This window comes from Curtobacterium sp. AC268 (assembly GCF_979258745.1).
In genome coordinates this window covers 2,900,796-2,924,715 of the sequence record NZ_OZ409878.1, presented here as the reverse complement: position 1 = coordinate 2,924,715, position 23,920 = coordinate 2,900,796, and the positions used below count along the sequence as shown (strand labels likewise).

Annotated in this window: 18 protein-coding genes and 1 pseudogene; 8 read left to right on the top strand and 11 right to left on the bottom strand. The window is 73.1% G+C overall.

Annotation, left to right across the window (positions count from 1 at the left end; genetic code table 11):
• Positions 1-17: 17 nt before the first annotated feature.
• From ACZZ9K_RS13885 to ACZZ9K_RS13870, 4 genes are all read right to left on the bottom strand, one after another.
• A complete protein-coding gene (locus ACZZ9K_RS13885) occupies positions 18-3,020 on the bottom strand; it encodes an AAA family ATPase (RefSeq protein WP_463444359.1) in 3,003 nt (1,000 codons plus the stop codon).
• The gene (locus ACZZ9K_RS13880) at positions 3,020-4,183 is read right to left on the bottom strand and encodes a metallophosphoesterase family protein (protein WP_463444358.1); all 1,164 of its coding nucleotides are present in this window, start codon (positions 4,181-4,183) and stop codon (positions 3,020-3,022) included. Before ACZZ9K_RS13880 ends, ACZZ9K_RS13885 begins: the two co-directional genes overlap by 1 nt.
• A gap of 61 nt (positions 4,184-4,244) precedes the next feature.
• Entirely contained in the window at positions 4,245-5,444 is a 1,200-nt protein-coding gene (locus ACZZ9K_RS13875; RefSeq protein ID WP_463444357.1) for a S24/S26 family peptidase, read from the bottom strand.
• Positions 5,445-5,513: 69 nt separating this feature from the next.
• Positions 5,514-6,113, bottom strand: a complete 600-nt coding sequence (locus ACZZ9K_RS13870; protein WP_463444356.1) for a hypothetical protein — start codon at positions 6,111-6,113, stop codon at positions 5,514-5,516.
• Between the two features lie 208 nt (positions 6,114-6,321).
• Here ACZZ9K_RS13870 and ACZZ9K_RS13865 point away from each other — a divergent pair, with 208 nt between their 5' ends.
• A complete protein-coding gene (locus ACZZ9K_RS13865; protein ID WP_463444355.1) occupies positions 6,322-6,900 on the top strand; it encodes a MarR family winged helix-turn-helix transcriptional regulator in 579 nt (192 codons plus the stop codon).
• 36 nt (positions 6,901-6,936) lie between these two features.
• The gene (locus tag ACZZ9K_RS13860) at positions 6,937-7,446 is read left to right on the top strand and encodes a mycothiol transferase (RefSeq protein ID WP_111234943.1); all 510 of its coding nucleotides are present in this window, start codon (positions 6,937-6,939) and stop codon (positions 7,444-7,446) included.
• Positions 7,447-7,611: 165 nt separating this feature from the next.
• On the opposite strand, the gene ACZZ9K_RS13855 is transcribed toward ACZZ9K_RS13860, so the two are convergent.
• From ACZZ9K_RS13855 to ACZZ9K_RS13840, 4 genes are all read right to left on the bottom strand, one after another.
• The gene (locus ACZZ9K_RS13855; RefSeq protein WP_463444354.1) at positions 7,612-8,892 is read right to left on the bottom strand and encodes an alpha/beta hydrolase; all 1,281 of its coding nucleotides are present in this window, start codon (positions 8,890-8,892) and stop codon (positions 7,612-7,614) included.
• Positions 8,889-10,922, bottom strand: a complete 2,034-nt coding sequence (locus tag ACZZ9K_RS13850; protein WP_463444353.1) for a bifunctional lysylphosphatidylglycerol flippase/synthetase MprF — start codon at positions 10,920-10,922, stop codon at positions 8,889-8,891. The genes ACZZ9K_RS13855 and ACZZ9K_RS13850 overlap by 4 nt, the downstream gene beginning before the upstream one ends.
• Positions 10,923-11,099: 177 nt before the next feature.
• Positions 11,100-13,115, bottom strand: a complete 2,016-nt coding sequence (locus tag ACZZ9K_RS13845) for a DEAD/DEAH box helicase (RefSeq protein WP_463444352.1) — start codon at positions 13,113-13,115, stop codon at positions 11,100-11,102.
• 270 nt (positions 13,116-13,385) lie between these two features.
• The gene (locus ACZZ9K_RS13840; RefSeq protein ID WP_463444757.1) at positions 13,386-14,282 is read right to left on the bottom strand and encodes a PPK2 family polyphosphate kinase; all 897 of its coding nucleotides are present in this window, start codon (positions 14,280-14,282) and stop codon (positions 13,386-13,388) included.
• Positions 14,283-14,346: 64 nt separating this feature from the next.
• Here ACZZ9K_RS13840 and ACZZ9K_RS13835 point away from each other — a divergent pair.
• The 3 genes and pseudogenes from ACZZ9K_RS13835 to ACZZ9K_RS13825 form a co-directional block, all read left to right on the top strand.
• Positions 14,347-15,033 (top strand): annotated as a pseudogene (locus tag ACZZ9K_RS13835) (alpha/beta hydrolase); the annotation flags it as partial.
• Positions 15,034-15,211: 178 nt separating this feature from the next.
• Positions 15,212-15,364: a hypothetical protein gene (locus ACZZ9K_RS13830; RefSeq protein ID WP_463444351.1), complete on the top strand. Its 153-nt coding sequence runs from the start codon at positions 15,212-15,214 to the stop codon at positions 15,362-15,364.
• Between the two features lie 72 nt (positions 15,365-15,436).
• Positions 15,437-15,733, top strand: coding sequence for a hypothetical protein (locus ACZZ9K_RS13825; protein ID WP_027465048.1), 297 nt, complete (start codon positions 15,437-15,439; stop codon positions 15,731-15,733).
• On the opposite strand, the gene ACZZ9K_RS13820 is transcribed toward ACZZ9K_RS13825, so the two are convergent.
• The 3 genes from ACZZ9K_RS13820 to yczR form a co-directional block, all read right to left on the bottom strand.
• Positions 15,730-19,122: an efflux RND transporter permease subunit gene (locus ACZZ9K_RS13820; RefSeq protein ID WP_463444350.1), complete on the bottom strand. Its 3,393-nt coding sequence runs from the start codon at positions 19,120-19,122 to the stop codon at positions 15,730-15,732. The two genes, ACZZ9K_RS13825 and ACZZ9K_RS13820, sit on opposite strands and share 4 nt — an antisense overlap.
• Positions 19,123-19,235: 113 nt before the next feature.
• A complete protein-coding gene (locus ACZZ9K_RS13815) occupies positions 19,236-19,910 on the bottom strand; it encodes a DUF6518 family protein (protein ID WP_463444349.1) in 675 nt (224 codons plus the stop codon).
• Positions 19,911-20,098: 188 nt separating this feature from the next.
• Positions 20,099-21,550 carry a MocR-like transcription factor YczR gene (gene yczR, locus ACZZ9K_RS13810; protein ID WP_463444348.1) on the bottom strand — a complete coding sequence of 484 codons (1,452 nt, stop codon included), beginning with the start codon at positions 21,548-21,550 and terminating at the stop codon, positions 20,099-20,101.
• 61 nt (positions 21,551-21,611) lie between these two features.
• Here yczR and yczE point away from each other — a divergent pair, with 61 nt between their 5' ends.
• From yczE to ACZZ9K_RS13795, 3 genes are all read left to right on the top strand, one after another.
• A complete protein-coding gene (gene yczE, locus ACZZ9K_RS13805) occupies positions 21,612-22,301 on the top strand; it encodes a membrane protein YczE (RefSeq protein ID WP_463444347.1) in 690 nt (229 codons plus the stop codon).
• Positions 22,302-22,468: 167 nt separating this feature from the next.
• The gene (locus ACZZ9K_RS13800; RefSeq protein ID WP_111056845.1) at positions 22,469-23,341 is read left to right on the top strand and encodes a DUF4097 family beta strand repeat-containing protein; all 873 of its coding nucleotides are present in this window, start codon (positions 22,469-22,471) and stop codon (positions 23,339-23,341) included.
• Positions 23,338-23,919, top strand: coding sequence for a PadR family transcriptional regulator (locus tag ACZZ9K_RS13795; protein ID WP_463444346.1), 582 nt, complete (start codon positions 23,338-23,340; stop codon positions 23,917-23,919). Before ACZZ9K_RS13800 ends, ACZZ9K_RS13795 begins: the two co-directional genes overlap by 4 nt.
• Position 23,920: the final 1 nt, after the last annotated feature.

Genomic DNA, 23,920 nt, shown 5'->3' with positions numbered 1-23,920 from the left:
GATCTGGTCTGGTCTGATCAGACCGTGGTCGTGACCTGCGACCCACCGGTCGGGGTGCGGCGCACGGCGATCCGCTCCGGGATCCGCTGCTTGAGTTCCTCGACGTGGCTGACGATCCCGACCTGTCGCCCGCCCGCGGTCAGTCGGGACAGCTGTCCGATCACGTCGTCGAGGGTCTCGGGGTCGAGCGTGCCGAACCCCTCGTCGACGAAGAGCGTGCCGAGCGAGACCCCGCCGGCCTCGGCCTGCACGACGTCGGCCAGCCCGAGCGCCAGGCACAGTGACACGGTGAACGTCTCGCCGCCCGACAGGCTGCGGGGATCACGGACGGTGTCGGTCGTGTGGTCGTGCACGGCGAGGGCGAGCCCCGTCCGTCGCGACCGCGACCCGGATTCCCGCTCGTCGGAGGTCTCGAGGGTGAAGCGCCCGGCGAGCATGCCGCGCAACCGGTCGTTCGCCGCCGCCACGACGTCCTCGAAGCGCCGCATGAGCACGTAGGTGCCGAGCGTGATGCCGGTCGGGTTGACCGACGCCACGCCGTTCGCGACGTCGGCGAGTCGGACGACGGCGCGGCTGCGGGACGAGGTCTCCTGTCGCGCACGCACGGTGCGGTCGACCTCGGTCGCACACTGCTCGACGGCCTCGGCGCGGTGCGCTGCGGTCACCGCGAGCCGGGTGGCCTCGTCGAGCTCGGCCGTCGCGTGGACCCGTTCGGCCTGCGCCGCCGGCACGTCGAGCTGCTCCGGATCGTCGTCGGCGGCCTGCACCACCGCGGGGTCGTCGAGCCCTGCCCGCACGACGGCGCGTTCGGCCTCGGCAGCGCTGATGCTGCTGCGGAAGCGCGCGACGGTATCGGGGTCGAGCAGACCGGCTCGTGCGGCGTCGACGTCAGGGAAGGACTGCTCGTCGAGGACCCGGGCGACCTCGGCGCCGCGCTCGTCGCGGGCGCGGGCCGCGGTGGCCGCGCGGTCGTCGGCCTCGGCGACGGCGCGGAGCACCGTCAGCCGCCCGTCGAGGTCGTCGACCACGGCGCGGAGCGAGACCGGCGCGCTGTCGACGTCGCCGTCGCTGTCGCTGTCGAGCAGTGCTGCGAGCCGGTCGATCGCCTCGTGCACCGATCGCAGGTCGGCCTCGAGCCGCTCGGCATCGGAGGCCGCGGTCGATGCGAGGACCGTGCGCCGGGCGTCGAGATCGTTCCGCTCACGCTCGAGCGCCCGGGTCGCGGTGTCGTGCGCCGTCCGCTCGCGCTCGTGCTCCAGCACCAGCGCCGCGGCGTCGTGCGCCGCACGGACCCGCTCGTCGGCAGCCACCGTCATGGCGTCGAGGGCGACGGTGTCGATCGTGCCGACGACGGCGGTCAGTCGGAGGTGCTCCGCACGCTCGACGGCCAGGTCGGCTGCCGCGTCGGCGAGCTGCTGGTCGGCCAGACGCGTTGCGTCGCCCGCGGACTCCACCGCTTGGATCGTCGGGTGGTCGTCCTGCGGCGCGGCCACCGACGGGTGCGCCGTCGATCCGCACACCGGGCAGGGGTCGCCGGGAGCCAGCGCGGCACCGAGCTCGCCGGCGAGCCCGGCGATCCGGCGCTCGCGCAGGGAGCGTTCGGCATCGAGCGCCTCGGTGGCCCGACGGCGGGCTCCGGCCACGATGCGTTCGGCATCGGCGACGCGCTGCTCTGCGTGGTCGCGCGCGGCCAGGTCGGCACGGAGCGACCGCACCCGGGCGACCTCGTGCGCGGCGGCGTCGGCGTCGGCCGCGGTCGTCGACGCGGTCCGGGCGGCCTCGACGATCCGGGCTCGTTCCGTCGGCCGGGCTCCGAGCGCGGTGTCGAGGGCGGCGAGGTCGTCGGTGAGCCGCGATGCGGTCGTGGTGGCCTCGGCGATCGCGGTGCGCCTGCCGTCCGCTCCGGCCTCGACCGCGACGAGGTGCCGGACGTCGGACAGGGCGTCGGTCAGCGTGTCGCGGCGCCGGGCGATCTGCTGTGCGTCGACGGCGCGGAGCGCGTGCTGGTCGCGCAACCGGGCTGCTGCCGCGGCGGTGTCGTCGGCCCGCACGGTTGCAGCGTCGAGGCCGTCGGCCACCGCGGCGACCCGGGCGGCACGCTCGGCCGTCGCGACCGAGGCCCGTGCCTGCTCGACCGCCGGGGCGTCGTCGTCGAGGACAGCCCGCCGCCGCAGCAGCGCCGCTCGGCGCTCGAGGGCGGCCGCACGGGCCGTCACCGATCGTTCGTGGTCGGTCGCCGCCGTCGCAGCGGCAGCCGCAGCCGCCCGGGCTGCCCCGGCGGCGTCGGCCGTGGCGCGGAGGGACGCCACCGTGCCGGGGACGACGGACTCGTCGGCCTCGGCGAGGTCGGCCGCCTGCGCGAACCGGGCCAGGGCTTCGCGGACGCGGTCGTCGGCGCCCTCTACCTCGGCCTGGACGGCTCGGCGGCGAGCGGCGAGCTCGTCGGCGGTGCGGTCGTAGACCTGGGTGCCGAACAACGACTGCAGGAGCTTCCGGCGGTCTTCGCCCGGGGAGCGGAGGAACCGTGCGAACTCGCCCTGGGGCAGCACCACGGTCTGCAGGAACTGCGCGCGGTCGAGCCCGACGATCCGGGCGATCTCGACCCCGACCTCGGGGATGCGGGACGACAGGGGTTCGCCGGCGACGTCGGTGGGCGCGGCGAGTCGGAACAGCTGCACGGACGCCTGCTGCTTCACCGTGCCGGTCCCCCGCTGTTTCGGGCGGTCGTACTGCGGGGTGCGCCGGACCCGGAACACGCCCGCACCGGTCTCGAACACGAGCTCGACGAACGGTTCGACCGCGGGGTCGGCGTGCTGGCTGTGCAGCCGGTCGGAGCTGGCGTCGGAACCGGCGAGTCCGCCGTACAGGGCGAACACGACGGCGTCGATGATCGTCGACTTGCCGGAACCGGTCGGCCCCTCGAGCAGGAAGACCCCGGACGCAGCCAGCGCCGCGAAGTCGATCGTCACGAGGTCGGGGTACGGCCCGATAGCGCGCAGTTCGAGTCGGTGCAGGTACATCAGCGGTCCCCCTCACGCTGCAGGGCGAGCACCGCTGCCTCGTACGCCTCGGTCAGCACCGCCCGTTCGTCGTCGTCGGGCAGCCCCCCGGTGGCGAACGCCACGAAGTCGCCGGCGACCTCGACCGGGTCGGACGTCGCGGTGACGGCCCGCGCGGCGGTGGCGGCCGGCCGGTCCGCCGGTTCGTGCGTGATCGCCAGGGCGTGCGGGAAGTGGTCCTTCACGCGGGCGTACATGCGTTCCGGGTGCACGGTGTCGGTCACCGCGACGCGGACCCAGGCGTCGGCATCGGCCCGGAACTCCCCGGACTCGATGGCGTCGATGCTGCCCCGGACGTCGACGAGCCGCCGTGGCACCGGGGTCGGCACGAGCTCGACGGTGACGGCACCGGCCGCGTCGAGGTCGGCGATGGTCACGGACTTCCGCTGGTGCCGCTCGCCGAACGAGAACGCCAGCGGCGACCCGGCGTACCGGATCCGGTCGTGGTCGCCGACGCGCTGCGGGCCGTGCAGGTGCCCGAGGGCGACGTAGTCGAACCCGTCGAACACCGACTCGGCGACGCGGTCGACCCCGCCGACGCGGATGTCCTGCTCGCTGTCGCTCGGGTCGGCGCCCCCGACGAAGGCGTGCGCCACGACGACGCTCCGGGTGCCGGCCCGCGTCTCGAGGTCGGCGCGGATCCGTTCGGTGGCGGCGTGCACGACGGCGTGGTGTGAGCGGGCGAGGGGTTCGTCGGGGACCGCCGCCAGGGCGTACCGGGTGAGGTCGGGGTGCAGGTACGGGATGCCGTACACGGCCACCGGGCCGTCGTCGTCGGTCACGAGCACCGGATCGGCCACGTGTGCGGGCTCGGCGAGGATGCGCACGCGTTGCCCCATCACGCCGGCACCGAAGCCGAGCCGCGCGGCGGAGTCGTGGTTGCCCGGGGTGAGCACCACCGTGGTGGTCTCGGCGAGGCGCTCGAGCACGCGGGAGAGCATGCGGACGGCGTCCACCGGCGGGATCGCACGGTCGTAGACGTCGCCGGCGATGACGACGAGGTCGACCGCGCGCTCGCGGGCGAGGTCGACGAGCCAGTCGGTGAACGCCGCCTGGTGCTCGAGCAGGTCGGCACCCAGCAGTGTGCGGCCGAGGTGCCAGTCGCCGGTGTGCAGGATGCGCATGCGGCCACGGTAACGCCGGCCGGGGACATCCCCGGGCACCTCGCGGTGCCCTGTGGAGGACTCAGGCGGTCACGCAGCTCGCGGACGCCAGGCCCAGCACCGAGACGACTCTGACCCTGACCGTCGGTGTGCTCAGAGCGGTCCAGTTGTTGCCGAGGTTCGTGCGGAGGCGCAGCTCGTACGTCGTGCCGAGGTTGAGGAGTCCGGCGCCGGCGTAGGGCATCGAACGGGCCCCGGCGGTGGTCGTGCTGGCCACCTGCGTCGTCCCGTTCATCAGGTCGAACGACACCGGCACGGTCGCGCCGTTGTCGTAGGTCCAGGCGATCGTCACCGTGTTCGACCCGGCCGGCGCGCAGGTCAGGGTGGGGACACCGGTCGCCGTGCCCGCCGTGAAGTTCGCGGTCGGTGCGACGGTGGTCCGTGACCACGGGGCCGCGTCCGCCGCTCCGGGCAGCAGGACGCCGGCGGCCGCCGCGAGCACGAGCACCGCTGCACCCCCGCCGACGCGGCGCAGCCGCCGCACGCGACGGGCTCGTCGTCGCAGGGCGCGACGGGTGAGGACGCTGGACGCAGCGGTCGGGAGGCCCGTGGTGGTACCGTCCCGCGCCTCCAGGCCGTCGTCGGCACCGTCTGCCGGACCGGCGGCGTCGTCCGGACCAGCCGCGTCGTCCGCACCACCGGCCGCACCGTCGGTGTCGTCGTCGGCCTCGACGAGTCGTCGGAGCGACCCGTCGATCGTGCAGAGCGCGAGCACAGCGGTCAGCCCGAGCGCGAGCATCGCGACCAGGCCCCACTCCCCGGCGCTGATCCACCGGATCGGTGCGCCGATGAACGGGATGCGCAGGAAGGCGACCCCGTGCACGGCGGAGCGCTCGATCGGCGTGGAGTCCGGCTGGGGGTTGGCGTCGCCCTTCGTGACCATCGTGCCGCGGGGGCCGTCCTCGACGTAGCGGTGCATGCGCAGGTGGTCCGACTGGTCCGGGTCGTCGGCGAGCAGGACCTTGCCCGTCGCGATCTCGCCCGAGCCGACCGGACGCGAGACGACCACGTCACCGGGGACGATCCGCGGCTCCATCGAGCCGGTCATCACGGTGGTCGGCTGCCAGCCGATGAGCGCCGGCGCGGCCGCCCAGAGCGCGAGCCCGAGCAGCGTCGCGACCACGCCCCGGGCGAGGGTGGCGACGACGACGCGCCCCCAGTCGACGGCGTCACGGACCGCTGCGTGCGGTGTGGGACCACCGTGCACTGCGATGCTGCTCATGACTGCCTTCGACCGGGGGGGGCGTTGCGGGGAGGGAACGGGCGGGGCTGGTTCGGCCCCGGTCCCGGCTCAGCTGTTCTGGGCCTCCCAGGTGAAGCCGAGGGCTGCGGTGCCGCCCTGCACGGTGTTCGGGGCGGTGCTCGAGACCGTGTAGGTGACGCGGTAGACGCGCGTCTCGGACGCGGTGCCGGTCGGGGCCCAGGTACCGACGCCGGTCGCGTAGTTGGTCGAGGCAGCGCCGAAGCCCGCGACGGTGCCGTTGTAGAGCGAGCCGCCGGTGGCGGCCGGGGTGAAGCCGGAGCAGGAGCCGAAGCCACCGCCGGTGCCCTGCTCGACGGTCAGGTTGACGTTCGCGGCCAGGTCCTTCGTGGTTGAGACGTTCGTGCCGTAGAGCTTCACGGCCGAGGGCAGCGAACCGGTCGAGGTCACCGCGATGCAGTTCGTACCGGTCGAGCCGGGCTTCAGGTTGTTCGCCGTGAACAGCGCGGTGTTGTTGTCGTCGTCGGACAGGGCGACACTGCCGGCCGTCCAGTTGTTCGTCGGGTTGACGGTGGTCGAGGAGAAGGCCGCGTACGAGGCCGTCGAGACGACTACCCCCGAGGCGACGAGGGCGGCGGGGATGGCGATCCAGGCGGCGAGGCGGGCAGCACGAGGCGTGACACGAGACATGGTTGGACTCCGTGAGGAAGAGATCTGATCGGTGGTTCGGACGGGCCCGCGGTGGTTGGTCGCGCTACGTGCCGAGGTGGTACGACGATCAAGCTACTTGGCGTTCGAACAGCTCACAAGACCTGAGATGTCCCCACTGATGGGGGTATCTTGACGAGTGAGTTACTTGTTGACTGAAGTTCCCACCCTGTACCCGAGAAGAGCTCCCATGACGGACACCGACCCGGTCGTCCTCCCCCCGCACGCACCCGCCGTCCCCGCGGCGCGCGTCGCCCCCACCACGCCGCCAGCGCCGATGTCGCCCGACGTCACGTCGATGGACCCCGTCACCGCCGACGCGGACCCCGACGCCGACCTGCCGCGACTGCTCACCGCCTTCCGGGTGCTCCAGATGCAGCACGCGCGCGTCCTGCACCACGAGAGCACGATTCGCGGACTGAACGCCACGGACACCCGGTTCGTGTTCTTCCTCAACGCGGCCGGCGGCCACGGCGTGACCCCGAAGCAGGCCGGCGAGTACCTCGAGCTCACCACCGGGGCGATGACGTCGCTGATCGACCGGCTCGAGAAGCACGGACACCTGGAGCGTCGTCCGAACCCGGAGGACCGCCGGAGCGTGCTCCTGCACCTCACGCCGTCGGGCACGGCGGTCGCCCGCGAGGTCGGCGCCGTCTACTCGCAGGCGTTCCAGCAGGTCGTCGCACCGTCCGACCGAGCCGTCGTCGCCGCCGCGTTCGAGGGGCTCGGTGCCGCCCTGGAGCGCCACCACCGCAGCGCCGCCGTGTGACAGCGGGTGTCACGGCCCGCGCGTAGCGTGAGCGCCATGACCCCCTCTGAACTCCTCACCGAAGCGTTCTCCCGCGTCCCCGAGACGGTCGAGCGGGCCGTCGACGGGCTCTCCGAGGACCAGCTCGCGGCACGGCCGGCCGCCGGGGCGAACACCCTCGCGTGGCTCGCGTGGCACATCGCCCGCGGCCAGGACGTGCAGATCGCCGAGCTCGCCGGCTCCGAGCAGGTCTGGACGGCGGACGGCTGGTACGACCGGTTCGGGCTGCCGTTCCCGGCCGAGGCGCTCGGGTACGGCATGTCCCGCGACGACGTCGGTCGGGTGCGGGCCTCCGCCGAGCTGCTCACCGGGTACCTGCGCGCGGTGCACGAGCGCACGGTCGCGTACCTCGGCACGCTCGGCCCGGACGACCTCGACCCCGTCGTCGACGACGCGTGGGACCCGCCCGTCACGGCCGGCGCGCGACTCGTCAGCATCCTGGACGACTGCACGCAGCACGCCGGGCAGGCCGGCTTCGTGCGCGGGCTGCTGTTCTTCAACCGCTGAGCGCGCGCGGTCGCGGTCGCGCCGCCGCTTCGTGAGCAGGAATGGTCGGGTCGGACGTCGCGACCCGACCATTGGTGCTCACCATGTGACGGACGGGAGGCCCGGTACCAGCTGGTACCGGGCCTCCCGTCCGTCAGAAGGTGGGTCAGACCCCGGTGGCGCGGATCAGTGACGCCCCGCGGACAGCGCGTCGGCCAGGTGCGGGAGCTCGGTGCGGAACGACCACTGCACGGTGTTCCAGTCGTGTCCGCTCCCCGGGGCGGACGCGACGCTGGTGTCCGCGCCCGCTGCCCGAGCAGCGTCGGCGAGGACGCGAGCGTTGCGGCTGAACGCCCCGTCTGCCGACCCCGCGGTGAACCAGAACGCGTGCCCGTGCAGGTCGTCCGCCCGCATCTGCGCGATCGGACCGGCGGCCTTCCACGCGGTGACCGATCCGCCGAAGGCCCGGTCGGCGCTGTGCTGCGGGTTCTGGTCGATGGGCTGCAGCTCGCTGGACACCGCGAGCACGGCCCCGAACCGGTCGGGGTGCGCGGTGGCGAACTGCATCGCGCACGTCGCCCCCTGCGAGAAGCCGGTGAGGCCCCACGCACGGCGGTCCGGGGTCACCGGGAGGTGCGCCGTCAGCCAGCGCGGCACGTCCTCGGTGACGTACGTCGCTGCGTTGCCGAGGTCCGAGTCGACGCACATCGTGTTCAGGCCGGGCGCGGAGAGCTGGTCGACGGAGACGACGATCGGCGCTCGGCCGTGGTGGGCTGCGGCGTAGCCGTCGAGTGCGCTGCCCATCCGGCCGGCGGTGAACAGGTCGCTCGGAGCCCCCGGTTGGCCGGAGAAGGCGAGGACGACGGGCAGCGGCGTCGGACCCCTGACGAGGGCAGCGGGCGGGAGGTAGACGACGGCGGGCCGTGCGGGGAACCCCGATCGCTCCCCGGGGATCTCGACGGTGCGGACCTCGCCGGTCGTGGGCATGGTGGCGACGGGTGCAGCGGCCAGGTCGAGCTCCGGGAACGGGTCCGTCTGCACGACGGTGCCGAGCGTCGGGTACATCGCGAACTCGACGTTCACCCCGAGGGCGGACGCGAGCAGCGCGGTCGGCACGAGCAGCCCGGCGAGGACGCGGCGCCAGCGACGGCCCTGCACGAGTCCGACGACCGCCAGGGCCAGTGCAGCTGCGGCAACCACGAACCACATCCGGGTGACGGGGCTCAGGGCGACGCCGAACAGGTTCATCAGATCGCTGAGGACCCAGCACACGAGGAGCACCACCGCGGCGGCGACCACCGCGACGGCAGCGCGGACCCCGGCCCGCCGCCACGCGACGCGCGAACGCAGCGCCCCGAGCGCCGGCAGCAGGACGGCGAGACCGAGCACGGCGAACGCCACGTCCAGCGGGACGAGCTTGGACGGCGCCTGCAGCTGGGTGGCGAGCAGCCACTCGGTCGGACTCACTGCTCGGACACCACCCGCGCCGGAGCGGGCTCGCGCACGGCCGAGCGGTGTGCCTGCCGCAGTGCCCAGAGGTGCTTCGGACGGAGGCCCGGTACGTACGCGCCGGCCAGGGCACGTGCGACCCGCGGCACGTGCAACGGCGTGGGGACCACGATCCAGAGCGCCTCGTGTCGGGCGCCGAACTTCTCCTTGAAGCGCTGGAGCGACCGGAACCCGTACACCGGCTCGAGGAGTCGGGCGACGAGGACCGATCCGACGGACACGAGTGATCGTGCGCCGTCGTGGGCGGCGAGCGGCGTGCCGGAGAGGCTGATCATCCGCAGGCCTGCGTCGCGTGCCCGGATCGCGGTCCGGGCGATGAGGAACTCCATGACGCCCGGCATGCCGTCGTCGCCGCGGCGCATGACGTCGAGCGTGTAGCCGGCCAGCACGCCGAGCTCGTACACGGGCAGCCAGCTCGTGACCGCGGTCACCTGTCCGTCGGCCGTCACCGCCAGCATGAGTCGGACGTCGGGGTCGTCGAGCTCGTGGAAGCCGCCCAGGGTGAACCCCATCTCCGGCAGTCTCCGGTCGCTCGCCCACCGCGTGCAGATCGCCTCGACCTCGGCACGTCGTTCGTCAGCGAGGGCGTCGAAGGTCGTCCACTCGTCACGGACCCCCTCGCGGTCCGCCCGGTTCGAGGCCGTCCGGAGGTCCTGCCGCTTCTTGCCGCGCAGGTCGAAGGTGGCGACGTCCAGCACCGACTCGACTCCCACGGGCAGCGCGGTCCACCCGTCGGCGGCGAGGATCTGCCGCACCGGGTCGTGCACGCTCGTGAACGCGGGCACCCAGCCGTTGCGGTCGCAGAAGGCCGTGAACGCGGACACGACCTCGGCGCGGTCCGCAGCGCTGCACGCCGGGTCCGACACGGTGAGTGCCACGTCCCCGCGGACCCGGTACGCCACGGCCCCACGTCCGTCCGGGTCCGTCCAGGTGGCGTTGCCGCGCCAGGTGCCCATGTGGCCGAGGGTTCCGGCATCGCCGTCGCGGAGCATCTCGACCAGGGCACCGCGGCCGTCGGTGGCGGCACGGAACCGCGAGCGGACGAGGCGTCCGCGGAGCGCCAGGACCGCCAGCAGCACCATCGCCGGCACGAGCCACGCGCCGAGCAGCGTGACCTGCCACTCGATCGCGTCCAGCCCGAGACCGCGCCACTGCACGGCGTCGTCGGTCATCGGTTCGATGAGGAACACATCGGCGAGGACGGCGGTCAGCGTCACGAGCACGCCGACGGCGAGCACGATGCCCGTCCGCCGGCCACGCTGCACGAGCCAGGCGGACACCAGCAGGAGGAGCCCGACGATGACGACCGCACGGTCGCTCATGGCGTCGGCGAACACCGAGAGCACACCGTCCGGGTCCGGCACGACAGGGGTCACGAGGGTGCCCGCGCCGAGCGCGATGAGCGTCGCGACGACGCAGGTGCGTGCGCTGACGGTGCCACGCGCGGTCGGCGCGTCGGGACCGGAGGCCCGGCGCACCACGAACGAACCGGCCGCGGTGCCGAGCAGCGTCGCCAGGGCACGGGCGAGGTCCGATCCGTGGCCAGCGAAGAGCACGAGCGTGAGGACGACGGTCCAGAGCGCGGCTCGCGTCCGCCACCGGTGCTGCGCGGGCATCGCTGCCGAAGCGGCACCGAGCAAGGCGGCGGCGACGATCGACGGGGCGAAGAGCGGCTGGCCGACCGCGAGTTCGGCGTGTGCCTCGCCGAGCGCTGACCCGATGCTGACGGTGAGCAGGGCTCCGAGGACGCCGAGCGCCGGGGCCACCACGCCGATGACCACCGTGCGGACGGAACCGAGGGACCGTTCGGCGAGCACCGTCGTCACGATCACGAGGACCATGGCGAGGCACGCGACGGGCGGGTGGTGCGGGAAGTCGGGTTCGGCGTGAGCGATCCGCGCGGTCACGAGGAGCGCGGTCGTCGCTGCGGCCACGGAGACGGAGACGGGGAACCGGCGGAGTCGTCCGACGAGCGCTGCGGGTGTCACGTGATCATTGCAGCGGTCCTGCTCGCCCGTGTCATCAGTCGGGGGCATGAGCACGGCGGCTCTGGGTCCTCCGAGCGGATGACCCGGGCGCAAGTGCGGTCTTCGGTCGCACCGTGTGACGGACAGGAGGCCCGGTACCAGCTGGTACCGGGCCTCCTGTCCGTCGTGTGGTCGCGACTAGCGCGCGGCGAGCTCCGACACGATGCCGTCACCGGGTGCGGCCTGCACCAGGTCCGCCTCGATCTCGGCGCGCTCGAGGATGCCCTCGATCTTGCGGATGCGGCCACGCGGGACGATCGTCACGACCGTGCCCTCCTTGCCGGCACGACCCGTGCGGCCGGAGCGGTGCATGTACGCCTTGTAGTCGTCCGGGGCGTCCGCCTGCACGACGAGCGAGACGTCGTCGACGTGGATGCCGCGGGCGGCGACGTCGGTGGCGACGAGCACGTTGACGCGACCGCTCGTGAGCAGCTGCAGGTTGCGCGTGCGGCGCGACTGGTTCAGATCACCGTGGAGCGAGGTCGCGCGGATGCCGGCGTCCTCGAACTGGTCGGCCAGACGCTCGGCGTAGGCGCGGGTCCGGGCGAAGACGATGGTCTTGCCGTCGCCGGCGACCAGCTCCTCGAGGAGACGGTCCTTCTCGCGCTGCTCGACCACGAGGACACGGTGGTCGATGGTCGAGGACGCCTGGTCCTCACCCGCGACCTCGTGCACGCTCGGCTCGTGCAGGAACTGCTCGACGAGCGCCGCGACCTGGGTGTCGAGCGTCGCGCTGAACAGCAGCTTCTGCGCGCGGTTGCCCTGCGGGGTGACCTCCGCCGTGGCGGAGAGGATCTCCTGCACCGGCTCGAGGAACCCGAGGTCGCACATGTGGTCGGCCTCGTCGAGCACGGAGATGATGACCTCGCTGAGGTCGAGCTTCCCCTTGTTCATGAGGTCCTGCACACGACCGGGGGTGCCGACGATGATGTCGACGCCGCGCTCGAGCGCGCCCTCCTGACGGCCGTAGGGCACGCCGCCGTAGATCTGGGTCGTGAACAGGCCGACCGAACGGGCGATGGGCTGCACCGTGCGGTCGATCTGCAGGGCGAGCTCACGGGTCGGCGCGAGGATGAGCGCACGCGGGGCGCGGCCCATCTTGCGCTTGGTGCCGCCGCCGTGCTCCATGAGCTTCTCGACCAGCGGCGCACCGAAGGCGATGGTCTTGCCGGAGCCGGTGCGGCCACGGCCGAGGACGTCCTTGCCGGCGAGCACGTCGGGGATCGTCGCCGCCTGGATCGGGAAGGGGCTCGAGGCGCCGAGCTCCTGCAGGGCGCGGGAGATGTTGCCGCCGATGCCCAGGTCGCCGAAGGTCACGCCCTCGACGTCGGCCGCGATGGTGGCCTCGGCCTGGAGCTTCTCGAGCTTGACGTCGTCGGCCGGCACGAACTTGCCGCGCTCGGGCTCGTCGAACGAGCGGCGCGGGGCACGGTCGGTGCGGTCGTCGCGGTCGAACTTGCGCGGGGCGCGGTCGTCGCGGTCGAACTTGCGCGGGGCGCGGTCATCGCGATCGAACGAGCGACGCGGGCGGTCGTCGTTGTCACGACGGGGCGCACGGTCGTCCCGGTCGAACGAGCGACGCGGGCGGTCGTCGTTGTCACGGCGGGGCGCGCGGTCGTCGCGGTTGAAGCTGCGCGGCGCGCGGTCATCGCGGTCGAAGCGACGGGGCCGGTCGTCGTTGTCCCGACGCGGGGCACGGTCATCGCGGTTGAAGCTGCGCGGTGCGCGGTCATCGCGGTCGAAGCGACGGGGCCGGTCATCGTTGTCCCGACGGGGCGCACGGTCATCGCGGTTGAAGCTGCGCGGTGCGCGGTCATCGCGATCGAAGCGACGCGGACGGTCGTCGTTGTCACGACGCGGAGCACGGTCGTCACGATCGAAGCGACGCGGGGCGCGGCCGCCACGGTCGTCGCGTTCGGGGCGACGCTGGCCGCCGCTGTCACGCGGCTCCCAGTTCGGACGGGCCGGACGCTCGCCCTGCGACGCGCGGCCGCGACGCTCCTCGGCGTCCCAGCGCTGCTTCTGGCGCGGCTGCGAGGAGTCGGCGGCGCGGAACCCGCGGTGCTTGCTGCTGCGGGCGGCGGGGGTGCCGTTCGGGTGGCGGACGCGGTCGGAGGCGCGGTTGTCCGCGCCGCCCTTGTTGTACGGGGCCATGGCTGCTTTCTCGGGTGCGCAACGTACCGCAGCGCCCGACAGCGACATCGGCGGGGGCTGCTTGCGGAGAGGGGGTTCATCCCGTCGCGAGTCGACGTGATTCCAGCCCTCGAGCAACACACACCCAGCAGAATTTCCGTGATCACAATGTCACGACGTCGAAGGCCGACCGAGCGAGTCTACGCGAGCCGGTGCACTGACGCCAGCCCCGCGCGGTCCGGCGGCGGCGTGCCGGACCCGGGACGGGCCTCCAGGCCGGGGGCCGCGCGCTCAGGACTCCGCGAGCCGACGACGCTGCTCGGCGACGTCGAAGTCCGCCTTCGGCCACGACAGGTGCATGTCCTCGAGCGCCCGGAGCAGGAGCTGCTGCACGGCGAGGCGGGCGTACCACTTGCGGTTCGCGGGCACGACGTACCAGGGCGCCTGCGGGGTCGACGTGCGGTCGAGGGCGATCTGGTACGCCTGCTGGTAGCGGTCCCAGAGCAGGCGGTCGTCGATGTCGCCCGGGTTGAACTTCCAGTGCTTGTCGGGGCGGTCGAGCCGGTCGCCGAGGCGCTCGCGCTGTTCGTCCTTCGAGATGTGCAGCATCACCTTGACGATGGTCGTGCCGGCGGCGGCGAGGCCGTCCTCGAAGGCGGTGATCGCGCCGTACCGACGTTCGATCTCGTCCGGCGCGGCGAGCCCACGGACCCGCTGGGCGAGCACGTCCTCGTAGTGCGAGCGGTCGAACACGCCGAGCTGCCCGGCTGCGGGCAGCTGCTGCTCGATGCGCCAGAGGAAGTCGTGCTCGCGCTCCTCGGCCGTCGGGGCCTTGAAGCCGGCGTAGTGCACGCCGTTCGGGTCGACCGCACCGACGACGTGCGAGACGATGCCGCCCTTGCCCGCGGTGTCCATCGCCTGCAGCACGAGCAGCACCCGGCGCTCGTCACCGGCGGTCGACGCCGCGTACAGGCGCTCCTGCAGGGCGGCGAGACGGGCGGCTCCGGCGGCGAGGGCTTCGAGGCCGTCGATCTTGCGGCCGGGGAAGCCCGGGGTGCCGTCCGGGTCCACCTGGTCGAGGCGGAACCCGGGTTCGACGCGGAGCAGTGGTTCGGGATCGGCGTTCCAGGCCTTGCGATTGCTCACGGGTCCTCCTGCGGTGCTCCGGTCGGCGGCTGCCGTGCTCATCCTCGCACTGCCGTCCTCCGCTCGGGTGACGTGGGCGGCTGCCGGTGCGGCTAGCGTGGACGTGATGAAGTCCGGCCGCCGCTCAGTGCTCGCGCTCGTCGCCGCGGTCGTGGCGCTCGGTGCGATGGCGTCCTGCAGCACGGACCCGGTCGGCGACGAGAACGCCACGGTGACCGCGAACAGCATCATCTACCCGCTGTCGCTGCGGTACCACGGCATCGACGTGGTGGCCGACGTGCCCTACGGCACCGATCCGCTGCAGCGCCTCGACGTGTGCCTGCCGGCCGACAGCGGCCCCGCGACGACGGCGACCCCCACCGCGACGCCGTCCGCCTCGGCCACCGCCGACCCCGAGGCCCGAGCGGCCGGGGCCGCCAGCGGACGCCCGGCGGTCCTGATGATCCACGGCGGCAGCTGGTCGCACGGCGACAAGGCGACCGCCGCCTACCGGTCCGTGTGCAAGTACCTGGCGTCCGAGGGCTTCGTGACGTTCAACGTCGACTACCGGCTGGCGCCGACCGACCCGTTCCCGGCCGGGCTCGACGACGTCCGCCGTGCGCTCGACTACGTGTTCCGCCCGGCGACGCTCGAGACCTACGACGTCGACTCACAGCGCGTCGGCGTGTTCGGCGGCAGCGCCGGCGGCAACCTCGCCGCGATGCTCGCCGTCACCGACCACGACTCCGCCGCGTACGCCGACGGCGACCGGATCCGTGCCGTGGTCGACCTGAGCGGTCCGACGAACCTGACCACCCGGTCCACCGAGCCCGACGGGGTCTCCGCGGCCTTCCAGCGCAAGCAGCTGCTCTACCTGGGGGTGCCGGTCGTACGCCAGGTGCCCGGCGGCCAGCCGGGCGTCGCCGGAGTTCCACGTCACCTCGGACACCGCGCCGTTCTTCATCGGGCACTCCACCGACGAGTTCATCCCGATGTGGGAGTCGCAGGAGTTCGCCGCGACGCTCCGGTCCCACGACGTCCCGGTGACGTTCGTGGCGGTCGAGGGCACGGCGCACTCGATCGCCCAGCTCGACGAGGCGATGAGCCGCCGCGTGGTCACGTTCCTGCGGACGCAGCTGGGCTGACCGCGTGCCCCGGGTGGGTGCCACCCGGAGTCGGGACTGCCGCTGCCGAGCGCCCGGCCGCAGACTTCGGGGGTGACCGACACCTCGACCCGCCCTGCCCGCGCCGCTGCGACCCGCTGGGACCGCCCGGCGCTGCAGACGTTCGGGGAGCTGCTGCTCGGGCTGTCGTTCGTCGCCGCGGTGTCGTTCGGCGGGTACGCCTCGGTCACCGGGCAGCTGGCCGTCGTGTCGCAGGGCGCCGCCGTGGTGTTCCTCGTGACGCTGACCCTGGTGCTCGTGTCGTGGTTCCGTGCGGTCGAGCGCGAGGAGCGGACCGAGCGCGTCGTCGTCTCGCCCCTCGCCGCCATCGACGCCGAGTACCGCCGCTAGACCGCTTCGCCCGGCTCCGTCTGCCGCGCAGCCCGTCGATCCGCGCGGCGCTCGCGAGCCCGCTCGACCACGAAGTACAGCGCCGGCAGCACCACGAGCGTCAGCAGCGTCGAGGACACCAGGCCACCGATCACGACCAGCGCCAGCGGCTGCGAGATGAAGCCGGACTTGCCGGTCAGCCCGATCGCCATCGGCAGCAGCGCGAAGATCGTCGCCATCGCCGTCATCAGGATCGGACGGAGGCGTCGTGTGGCGCCCTCGATCAACGCCTCGCGCACCCGCAACCCGCGCCGTCGGTACTGGTTGACGAGGTCGATGAGCACGATCGCGTTCGTCACGACGATGCCGACGAGCATGAGCAGACCGATCAGCGACGCGACGCCGATCGGGACGCCCGACGCGATCTGCAGCAGGATCGCGCCCGTGGCCGCGAACGGCACCGACACGAGCAGCAGCAGCGGCTGGAGCAGGCTCCGGAACGTCGCGACCATGATCACGTAGACGATCAGCACGGCGACCAGCACCGCGAGCCCGAGCTGCGAGAACGCCGACGACTGGCTGGCGGCGACGCCACCGATCGAGGCGGTCGCGCCCTTCGGCAGGTCGAGCTCGTCGACGGCGGTCGTGACGGACTGCACGGCTGCACCGAGGTTCGTGGCATCCGGCGTCACGGTGATCGTGGCGGTGCGGGCCGCGTTCGACGTGGTGACCGTGGTCGGCCCCTCGGACTCCTCGACGGTGGCGACGTCGGACAGCGGGACCGTGCCCGTGCTCGTCGGGACGTCGAGGGCACGGAGTGCGCCGATGGTGGTCGGCGGCTCCGGGTCGGCGATGTAGACGTCGAGCGTCGCGTCGTCGATCTCGATGCTGCCGGTGTCCCGCGGCGAGACCGCTGCGGCGACGAGGCCACCCACCTGGGTCTCGGTCAGGCCGAGTGACGCGGCCTTCTGGCGGTCGACCCGGACGGCGAGGAACGGCTCAGCGGCGGACAGGTTGCTCGTGGCGCCCGTGGTGTCCGGGACCGACTGCATGGTCTTCAGCACCTGGCGCGACGCCGTCTCGAGCTGCGCCTGGGTCGGCGCGGTGACGTCGACCTCGATGTCGCTGCTGCCGCCGAACCCGCCACCGGAGGACGCGATGGTGACCTCGCCGACGTCCTCGATCGCCCCGATCGCCTTCCGGGCGTCGGCCTGGATCGTCGGCTGGTCGGCCTCGGCGTCGGTCGTGACGGCGTACTGCACCGAGGCGCTGCCGCCCCCGCCGAACGCCGCCTGGATCGACTGGCCGCTCGTGCCGATGGTGGTCTGCACGGTCTCGACGCCGTCGACGTCCTGCAGCGCGCGCTCGACCTTGCGTGCGGACTCGGACTGGACGGCGAGGCTGGAGCCGGCCTTCAGGTCCTGCGTGACCGTGAAGGTGTTCTGCCCCGAGTCGCCGAGGTAGTTCGTGGTGACGAACGGCAGCGTCGCGACCGTTCCGCCGAGCACGATCACGGCGAGCAGGATGACGACGACCGGCTTCCGGACGACCCACCGGAGCACCGGCAGGTAGACGCGACGCAGACGGTCGGCGGTGCCGGCGTCGTGCAGGTCGGCGGCGGAGGCGAGCGCACCCTCGGAGCGATCGTGCTCGGCGTCGGGAGCCGACGGCGCTGCGACCGCTTCCGCTTCCGCGTCCGTTGCCGTCGTCGCGTCGCCCGGCTTCGCCTTCGGCGGGCGCAGCCACCAGTACGCGAGCACCGGGACGATGGTGAGCGAGACGAACAGCGACGCGACGAGCGCCAGGGTGACGGTCACGGCGAACGGCCGGAACAGCTCCCCCACGAGTTCGGCGACGAAGGCGACCGGCAGGAACACCGCGACGGTCGTGAGCGTCGACGCGGTGACCGCACCGGCGACCTCGCGTACGGCGTCCCGCACGGCACGGCCGCGGTCGACGCCGGGGAGCATGTGCCGCTTGATGTTCTCGATGACGACGATGGAGTCGTCGACCACGCGGCCGATCGCGATCGTGAGGGCCGCCAGCGTGATGATGTTGAGCGTGTACCCGGCCGCGCGCATGCCGATCGCGGCGAGGAGCACCGACGTCGGGATCGAGATCGCGGTGACGAGCGTGGAGCGCCACGACAGCAGGAACACCAGGATGACGATCACCGCGAAGGCGAGCCCGAGCAGGCCTTCCTCGGCCAGGGAGTCGATGGACTGCTGGATGTAGGGCGCCTGGTCGAAGACGACGGTGAAGCGGGGGTCCCCCTCGATCTTGTCCTCGATGCCGGGCAGGGCGTCGCGCACGGTCTCGGAGACGTCGACGGTGTTGGCTTCCTGCGTCTTCGTGATCGAGATGGTCAGGGCCTGCTGGCCGTCCACGCGGCTGATCGAGGTGCGCGGCGACTCCGTGATGGCGACCTTCGCGACGTCGCCCAGGGTGGTGTCCGTCGGCGTGGCCGCGGTCGTGGACCCGCCCGTCGCGGTGTCACCGGTCGCCCCGGTGCCGGTCGTACCCGTGCCGGTTCCGGTCGCGCCGTCACCGGTCGCACCCGTACCGGTGGCACCCGCAGCCGTGCCGTCACCGGACGATGTCGTCCCGGCGGCACCGGCGGCACCCGACCCGGACCCGTCCGACCCCGATGAGCCCGACGAGCCCGAAGAACTCGACGAGCTCGTGAGCGGCAGCGCGCGGATGTCCTCGAGCGAAGCGATCCGCTCGCCGGTCTGCACCGACAGGGTCGAGCCGTCCTCGGTGATGGTGCCGCCGGGGATCAGGGTGCCGTTGTCGTCGAGCGCGTCCGAGATCGCCGTCTGGGTCAGGCCGCGGGCGGCGAGTTCGTCCTGGTTCGGCGTGATGACGACCCGACGACCCGGGTTGCCGAAGACGTCCGCCTGCCGCACACCGTCGAGCTTCTCGAGGTCGGGGATCGCCGAGGCCTGCAGCCGGTCGACGAGCTGCTCCTGGTTGCCGGACGCCGAGACCGCGACCTGCAGCACCGGCAGGTCGTCGAAGGACCCGGTGACGATCTGCGTCTGCACCGAGTCGGGCAGCGACAGCGCGTTCACCGCGGTCTGGATCTTGTCCTCGGCGCTGGCCAGGTTCGATCCGTACTGGAAGGACGCCGACACCACGCTCTGCCCGGTGGACGAGGTCGCGCTGGTCGACTCGAGGTCCGGGACGACCTGGATCGCCTGCTCGATCTTGGTCGAGACGTCGTTCGACACGACCTCTGGCGTGGCCCCGGGGTAGGCGCTGACGATCGCGACCTGCGGGAACTCGACGCTGGGGATCAGCTCCTGCTTGAGGCTCGAGAGCGCGATGCCGCCGAAGACCGCGACCACGATCGTGACGAGCGCGATGAGGGCCCGGTTGCGCAGGCTGAAGACCGAGAGGAGGTGCACGTCATCGATCCTCGCAGGACCGACCGACGAACGCTCGGCTGGCAGCCAGAACCCGCCGTCGGATCAGGACCGAGGGGCCAGGACCTACCGACGGATCAGAACCCGCCGCCGGATCAGAACCCGCCGAGCACCAGGTACGCCCCGAGCACCGCGACCGTCCCGACGACCCCGGTGCCGAGCGCCACCACGCGCGCGACGGGTGAACGGGTGCCGAGGACCCCGATGCCGAGGAGCACCACGCCGACGACGATCTCGACGACCCAGGTCACGTGCCCGGTGGTCGCGGCGACCTGCAGCAGCCCGCGGATCCCCTCACCGACGAGCACCGCGGCCGTCACGCCGAGCGCCCCCGCGCGCCACCGGGCGTCGCGGGACCGCACCGCCACGGCGACCGCCCCGGCCAGCAGCCCGGCCGGCACCCCGAGCAGCACCCACGGGTTCGTGATCGACAGCACGTCCGGGAACCCGCGCAGGACCGTCGTGGCCCAGTACCCGACGTGCATGAGCTCGAGGAGCACGACGCCGAGCACCATCGCGAGCGGCAGGGCGAACCGGCCCGCTCGTGCTCCCGCCGCCAGGCACAGCAGCGCGGAGACGAGGAACCACGGTCCGGCCGAGTTCGACACGGAGGCGAGTGCGGGCACCGCCTGCCCGAACGACGTCAGGACGCCGGCCAGGGCCGCCCCGCTCAGCGCGATGGTGACCCGCACCACGGCGGGGACCGGCGCGGGCGGGTCGACGGGCGTCGGCACAGCGGAGCGGGTTCCGGCGGACAGGGTCGCGTTCATGGCTCCAGCCTCGCCGGACCCCACCGCCGCCGCATCACCCCGGGGAGCGACAACCCCGACCCGGCCTCACCCCAGAGGATGACACCGAGCCCCGGCGCACGACACCGAGCCCCGGCGCACGACACCGAGCCCGGCGGACGACACCGAGCGCGGCGGACGACACCGAGCCCCGGAGCCCGACGCACCGCTCAGACCACCGCCGCCAACGACCCCCGCACCCCGGTCGACTCGCCACCGACCCGCTCCCACGCACGCGACAGCACGTCGACCAACCGTCCCCGATCGGCCGGGGCCATCGTGAACGGCACCCGGAGGAACCGCTCGAACCCGCCGTCCGGCCCGAACACCCCGCCCGAGGCCAGCACCACGCCCTCGGCCCGGGCGGCGAGCACGAGCGCGCTCGACACCGGCCGCCCGAGCCCCACCCACGTCGTCAACCCGCCCGCCGGCGCCGGGACGTCCCACTCCGGGAGCCGCGCCCGGAGCGCCCCCACGACCGCGTCGCGACCTTCGCGCAGGGACGCACGCCGCGCCTCCAGGACGGCCGCCGTGCGCGGGACCAGCTCGCGCACGACCAGCTGGTCGAGCACGGGGGTGCCCAGGTCGCCCGTCGGGCGGGCGAGCAGCAGCCGCTGCAGCAGCGCCGGGTCGGCGCGGATCCAGCCGATCCGCAGCCCGCCCCAGAAGACCTTGGCGGCGGAACCGATCATCACGACCGACGCCCCCGACGGGTCCGCCGCTGCCAACGGCGGCGACGGCGACCCGTCGATCCGGAGCTCCCCCATCGTCTCGTCGGCGATGACGGTCGTGCCGACCGAGGCCGCGACCGACAGCAGGAGCTGGCGGGTCGATGCGGACATGGTCGCACCGGTCGGGTTGTGGAGCTCGGGCATGACGTACGCGACGGAGGGCGCGGTCCGACGCAGCGTCGTCTCGAGCGCGGCGGCGTCCCACCCCGTCCGCGCGTCGACGGGGACGCCGACCAGGCGGCCGCCGACTTCACGGAAGGCCTCGTGCGCGTGCGGGTAGGTCGGGGACTCGACGAGGACGGCGTCGCCACGGCGGACGAGCACCCGCGCGAGCAGGGCGATCGCGTGCTGCGCGCCGATGGTGACGATGACCTGGGCGGGCTCGGTCGGCAGTCCGCGCTCGGTGTAGCGCGCGGCGATCGCGGCGCGGAGGCCGGGGTCACCGACGGTGTCGTAGCCGATGCCGGCGAGCGCCGCCGGGACGTGCCGGACCGCCCGCTCGACCGCCTCGTCGATGCCGGGGGCCGCGTGCAGGGCCGCCTTGCGCAGGTCGAGCAGGTCCCCCTCGACGACCCCGCCCAGGCGTTCGGGGTCGGGCCGGCCGACCAGGTCACGGGGCAGGTGGACCACGCTGCCGGAGCCACGGACGGACACCAGGAACCCGTCGGAGCGCAGGCGGGCGTAGGCGTTCGCGACGGTGGTGCGTGAGACGCCCAGGGCTGCGGCCAGACCGCGCTCGGCCGGCAGCCGGACCCCCTGGGCGACCCGCCCGTCGATGACGAGGACCCGGAGCGCATCGGCGAGCGCCTCGTAGGCCGGGGCGTCGGTGCTGGCACGCCAGTCGGTCAGCAGGTGGGCGGCGGCGCGGGCACTGATCAGGACAGGGGGCACAGGTCCACGGTAGCGCGATTGGCTCTCGACCAGCAGGCCAATCCGTCGGGACGATGGCCACATGCCCCGCCGCACCGCTCTCACCCTGCGCTTCGTCCAGCTCTTCGTCGGACTGTTCCTCTACGGCGCCTCGACCGCACTGCAGGTCCGAGCGGTGGTCGGCGTGAGCTCGTGGACCGTGCTGACCCAGGGGCTCGAGAACGTCGTGCCGTGGTCGTTCGGCGTCATCACGGTCGTGTCGAGCGGCGTCATCCTGCTGCTGTGGATCCCGCTGCGCCAGAAGCCGGGCATCGGGACGCTGCTGAACGCCCTGGCGATCGGGCCGAGTGCCGACCTGGTGCTCTGGCTGGTGCCGGAGCCGTCGGGGATCGTCGCCCGGATCGGGCTGTTCGCCGCGGGACTCGTGCTGCTCGCGGTCGCGACGGCGTTCTACATCGGCGCGGGGTTCGGCACCGGGGCGCGGGACGGCCTGATGGTCGGCCTGCACCAGCGGCTCGGCTGGCCGATCTGGCTCGCACGGACCCTGGTCGAGGTCACCGTGGTGATCGTCGGGTGGGTCCTCGGCGGGGACGTCGGTGCCGGCACCGTCATCGCGGCGTTCGCGATCGGCCCGATGGTCCAGCCGCTCATGCCGCACTTCCGCCGGTTCCCGTGGAGCCCCGAGCGCACGGCCGCAGCGCGGTACGTCACTGCGCCCGCCGTCACACCCGCCCTGGAGGCCCGCCCCACCCCCGCCACGCCCGCTTCGTGAGCAGGAACGGTCGGGTCCACGGCGCCGACCCGACCATTCCTGCTCACGATCGCCCGGCACTCGCCCGGCGATCGCCCGGCGATCGCGTGCGACCCCTTGCGGCCGCGGGGAACGCGATATAGCGTGACCACCACAGACGCGATACATCGCGAGTTTCAGGAGGCAACATGGCGCAGGAGAAGTGGCTCGTCGACGAGCCCAAGGTCATCGACACCGGCATCGTGCGCACCGTGCGTGTCGGCCTCGTCGGCGGGCAGGTGGACGTCGTCGCACACGACGAACCCACGGCCCGGGTCGAGATCCACAGCGTGTCCGGCAAGCAGATGCTCATCGAGGTCGACGGCGACACCCTGACCGTCGACCACCCCCAGGTCCGGTGGGACGACCCCATCGGGTTCCTGAAGTCCTTCCGCGGCAAGGCCCACGCCGACGTCAGCATCCTGGTTCCCCGCGACGCCGGCATCACGCTCGGTGTCGTCTCCGCCGGTGCGCTGCTGTCCGGCACGAACCGCGGAGCCACCCTCAACACGGTGTCCGGCGACCTGGTCGTCGACGGCGTCGCGGGTGACGTCACCGTCAACGCGGTCTCGGGCGCCACCACGATCCGCGACCTCGACGGTGCGCTCGCGGTGCACACCGTCTCCGGTGACGTCGTTGCCACCGGCGAGATCCCGCGGTTCCAGGCCGACGGCGTCTCGGCCGACGTCGTGCTCGACCTGCACGGGGTCCCCGAGTCCGCCCGCGTCAACACGGTGTCCGGGTCGGTGAGCGTCCGCCTGGCGGACGGCGTCGCCTACAAGTGCACGGTGAACACCGCGACCGGCAAGCTGCAGTTCGACGACGCCGAGATCCGCGGAGTGCGCGGTTCGTACGTCAAGCAGGGCGGCGAACTGTCCGGCCAGTGGCTCGACCTGCGGGTGAACTCCGTCTCCGGCGACATCGCGGTGCTGCACGCCCCGCCGGTCGCCGAGCCGACGCCCCCGACGACACCGACCACCCCGTCGACCACCCCGACGAACGAGAGCGAGGTGCCCGAATGAGCCCCGTCTTCGCCCACGGCCACCTGCGCCTCTACCTGCTCGTCCTGCTGGCCGACCACCCGATGCACGGCTACGAGCTCATCCAGGCACTCGGCGACCGCTTCGGCGGCACCTACGTGCCGAGCGCCGGCACCGTGTACCCCCGGCTCGCGAAGCTCGAGGACGACGGCCTGGTCACCAAGACCGCTGACGGCCGCAAGACCGTCTACGCGATCACGGACGCCGGCCGTGCCGAGCTCGAGGCGCGTGCCGACGAGATCGCGGCGGTCGAGTCCGGCGTGAGCGACTCGGTGAAGTCGTTGGCCGATGGCGTGCGCGCTTCGGTCGGCGAGGCCATGCGCTCGCTCCGTGCCGACCTGGCCGCCGCCGCCGAGAGCCCGGCGACGGGTTCCGCCGAGGAGCCCGTGTCCGTGCCGTCGGACAGCGCCCGCGCCCTGCGCGAGCTCGAGATGGCCCTGTCGTCGTTCCGGCAGCAGGTGCGTGCGGACCTGCGCCGTCGGGCGACCCGCGGCACACTCGGCGCGGACACCGTGACGCGTCTGCGTGACGGCCTGGAGGCCCTGCGCAAGTCGCTCTGAC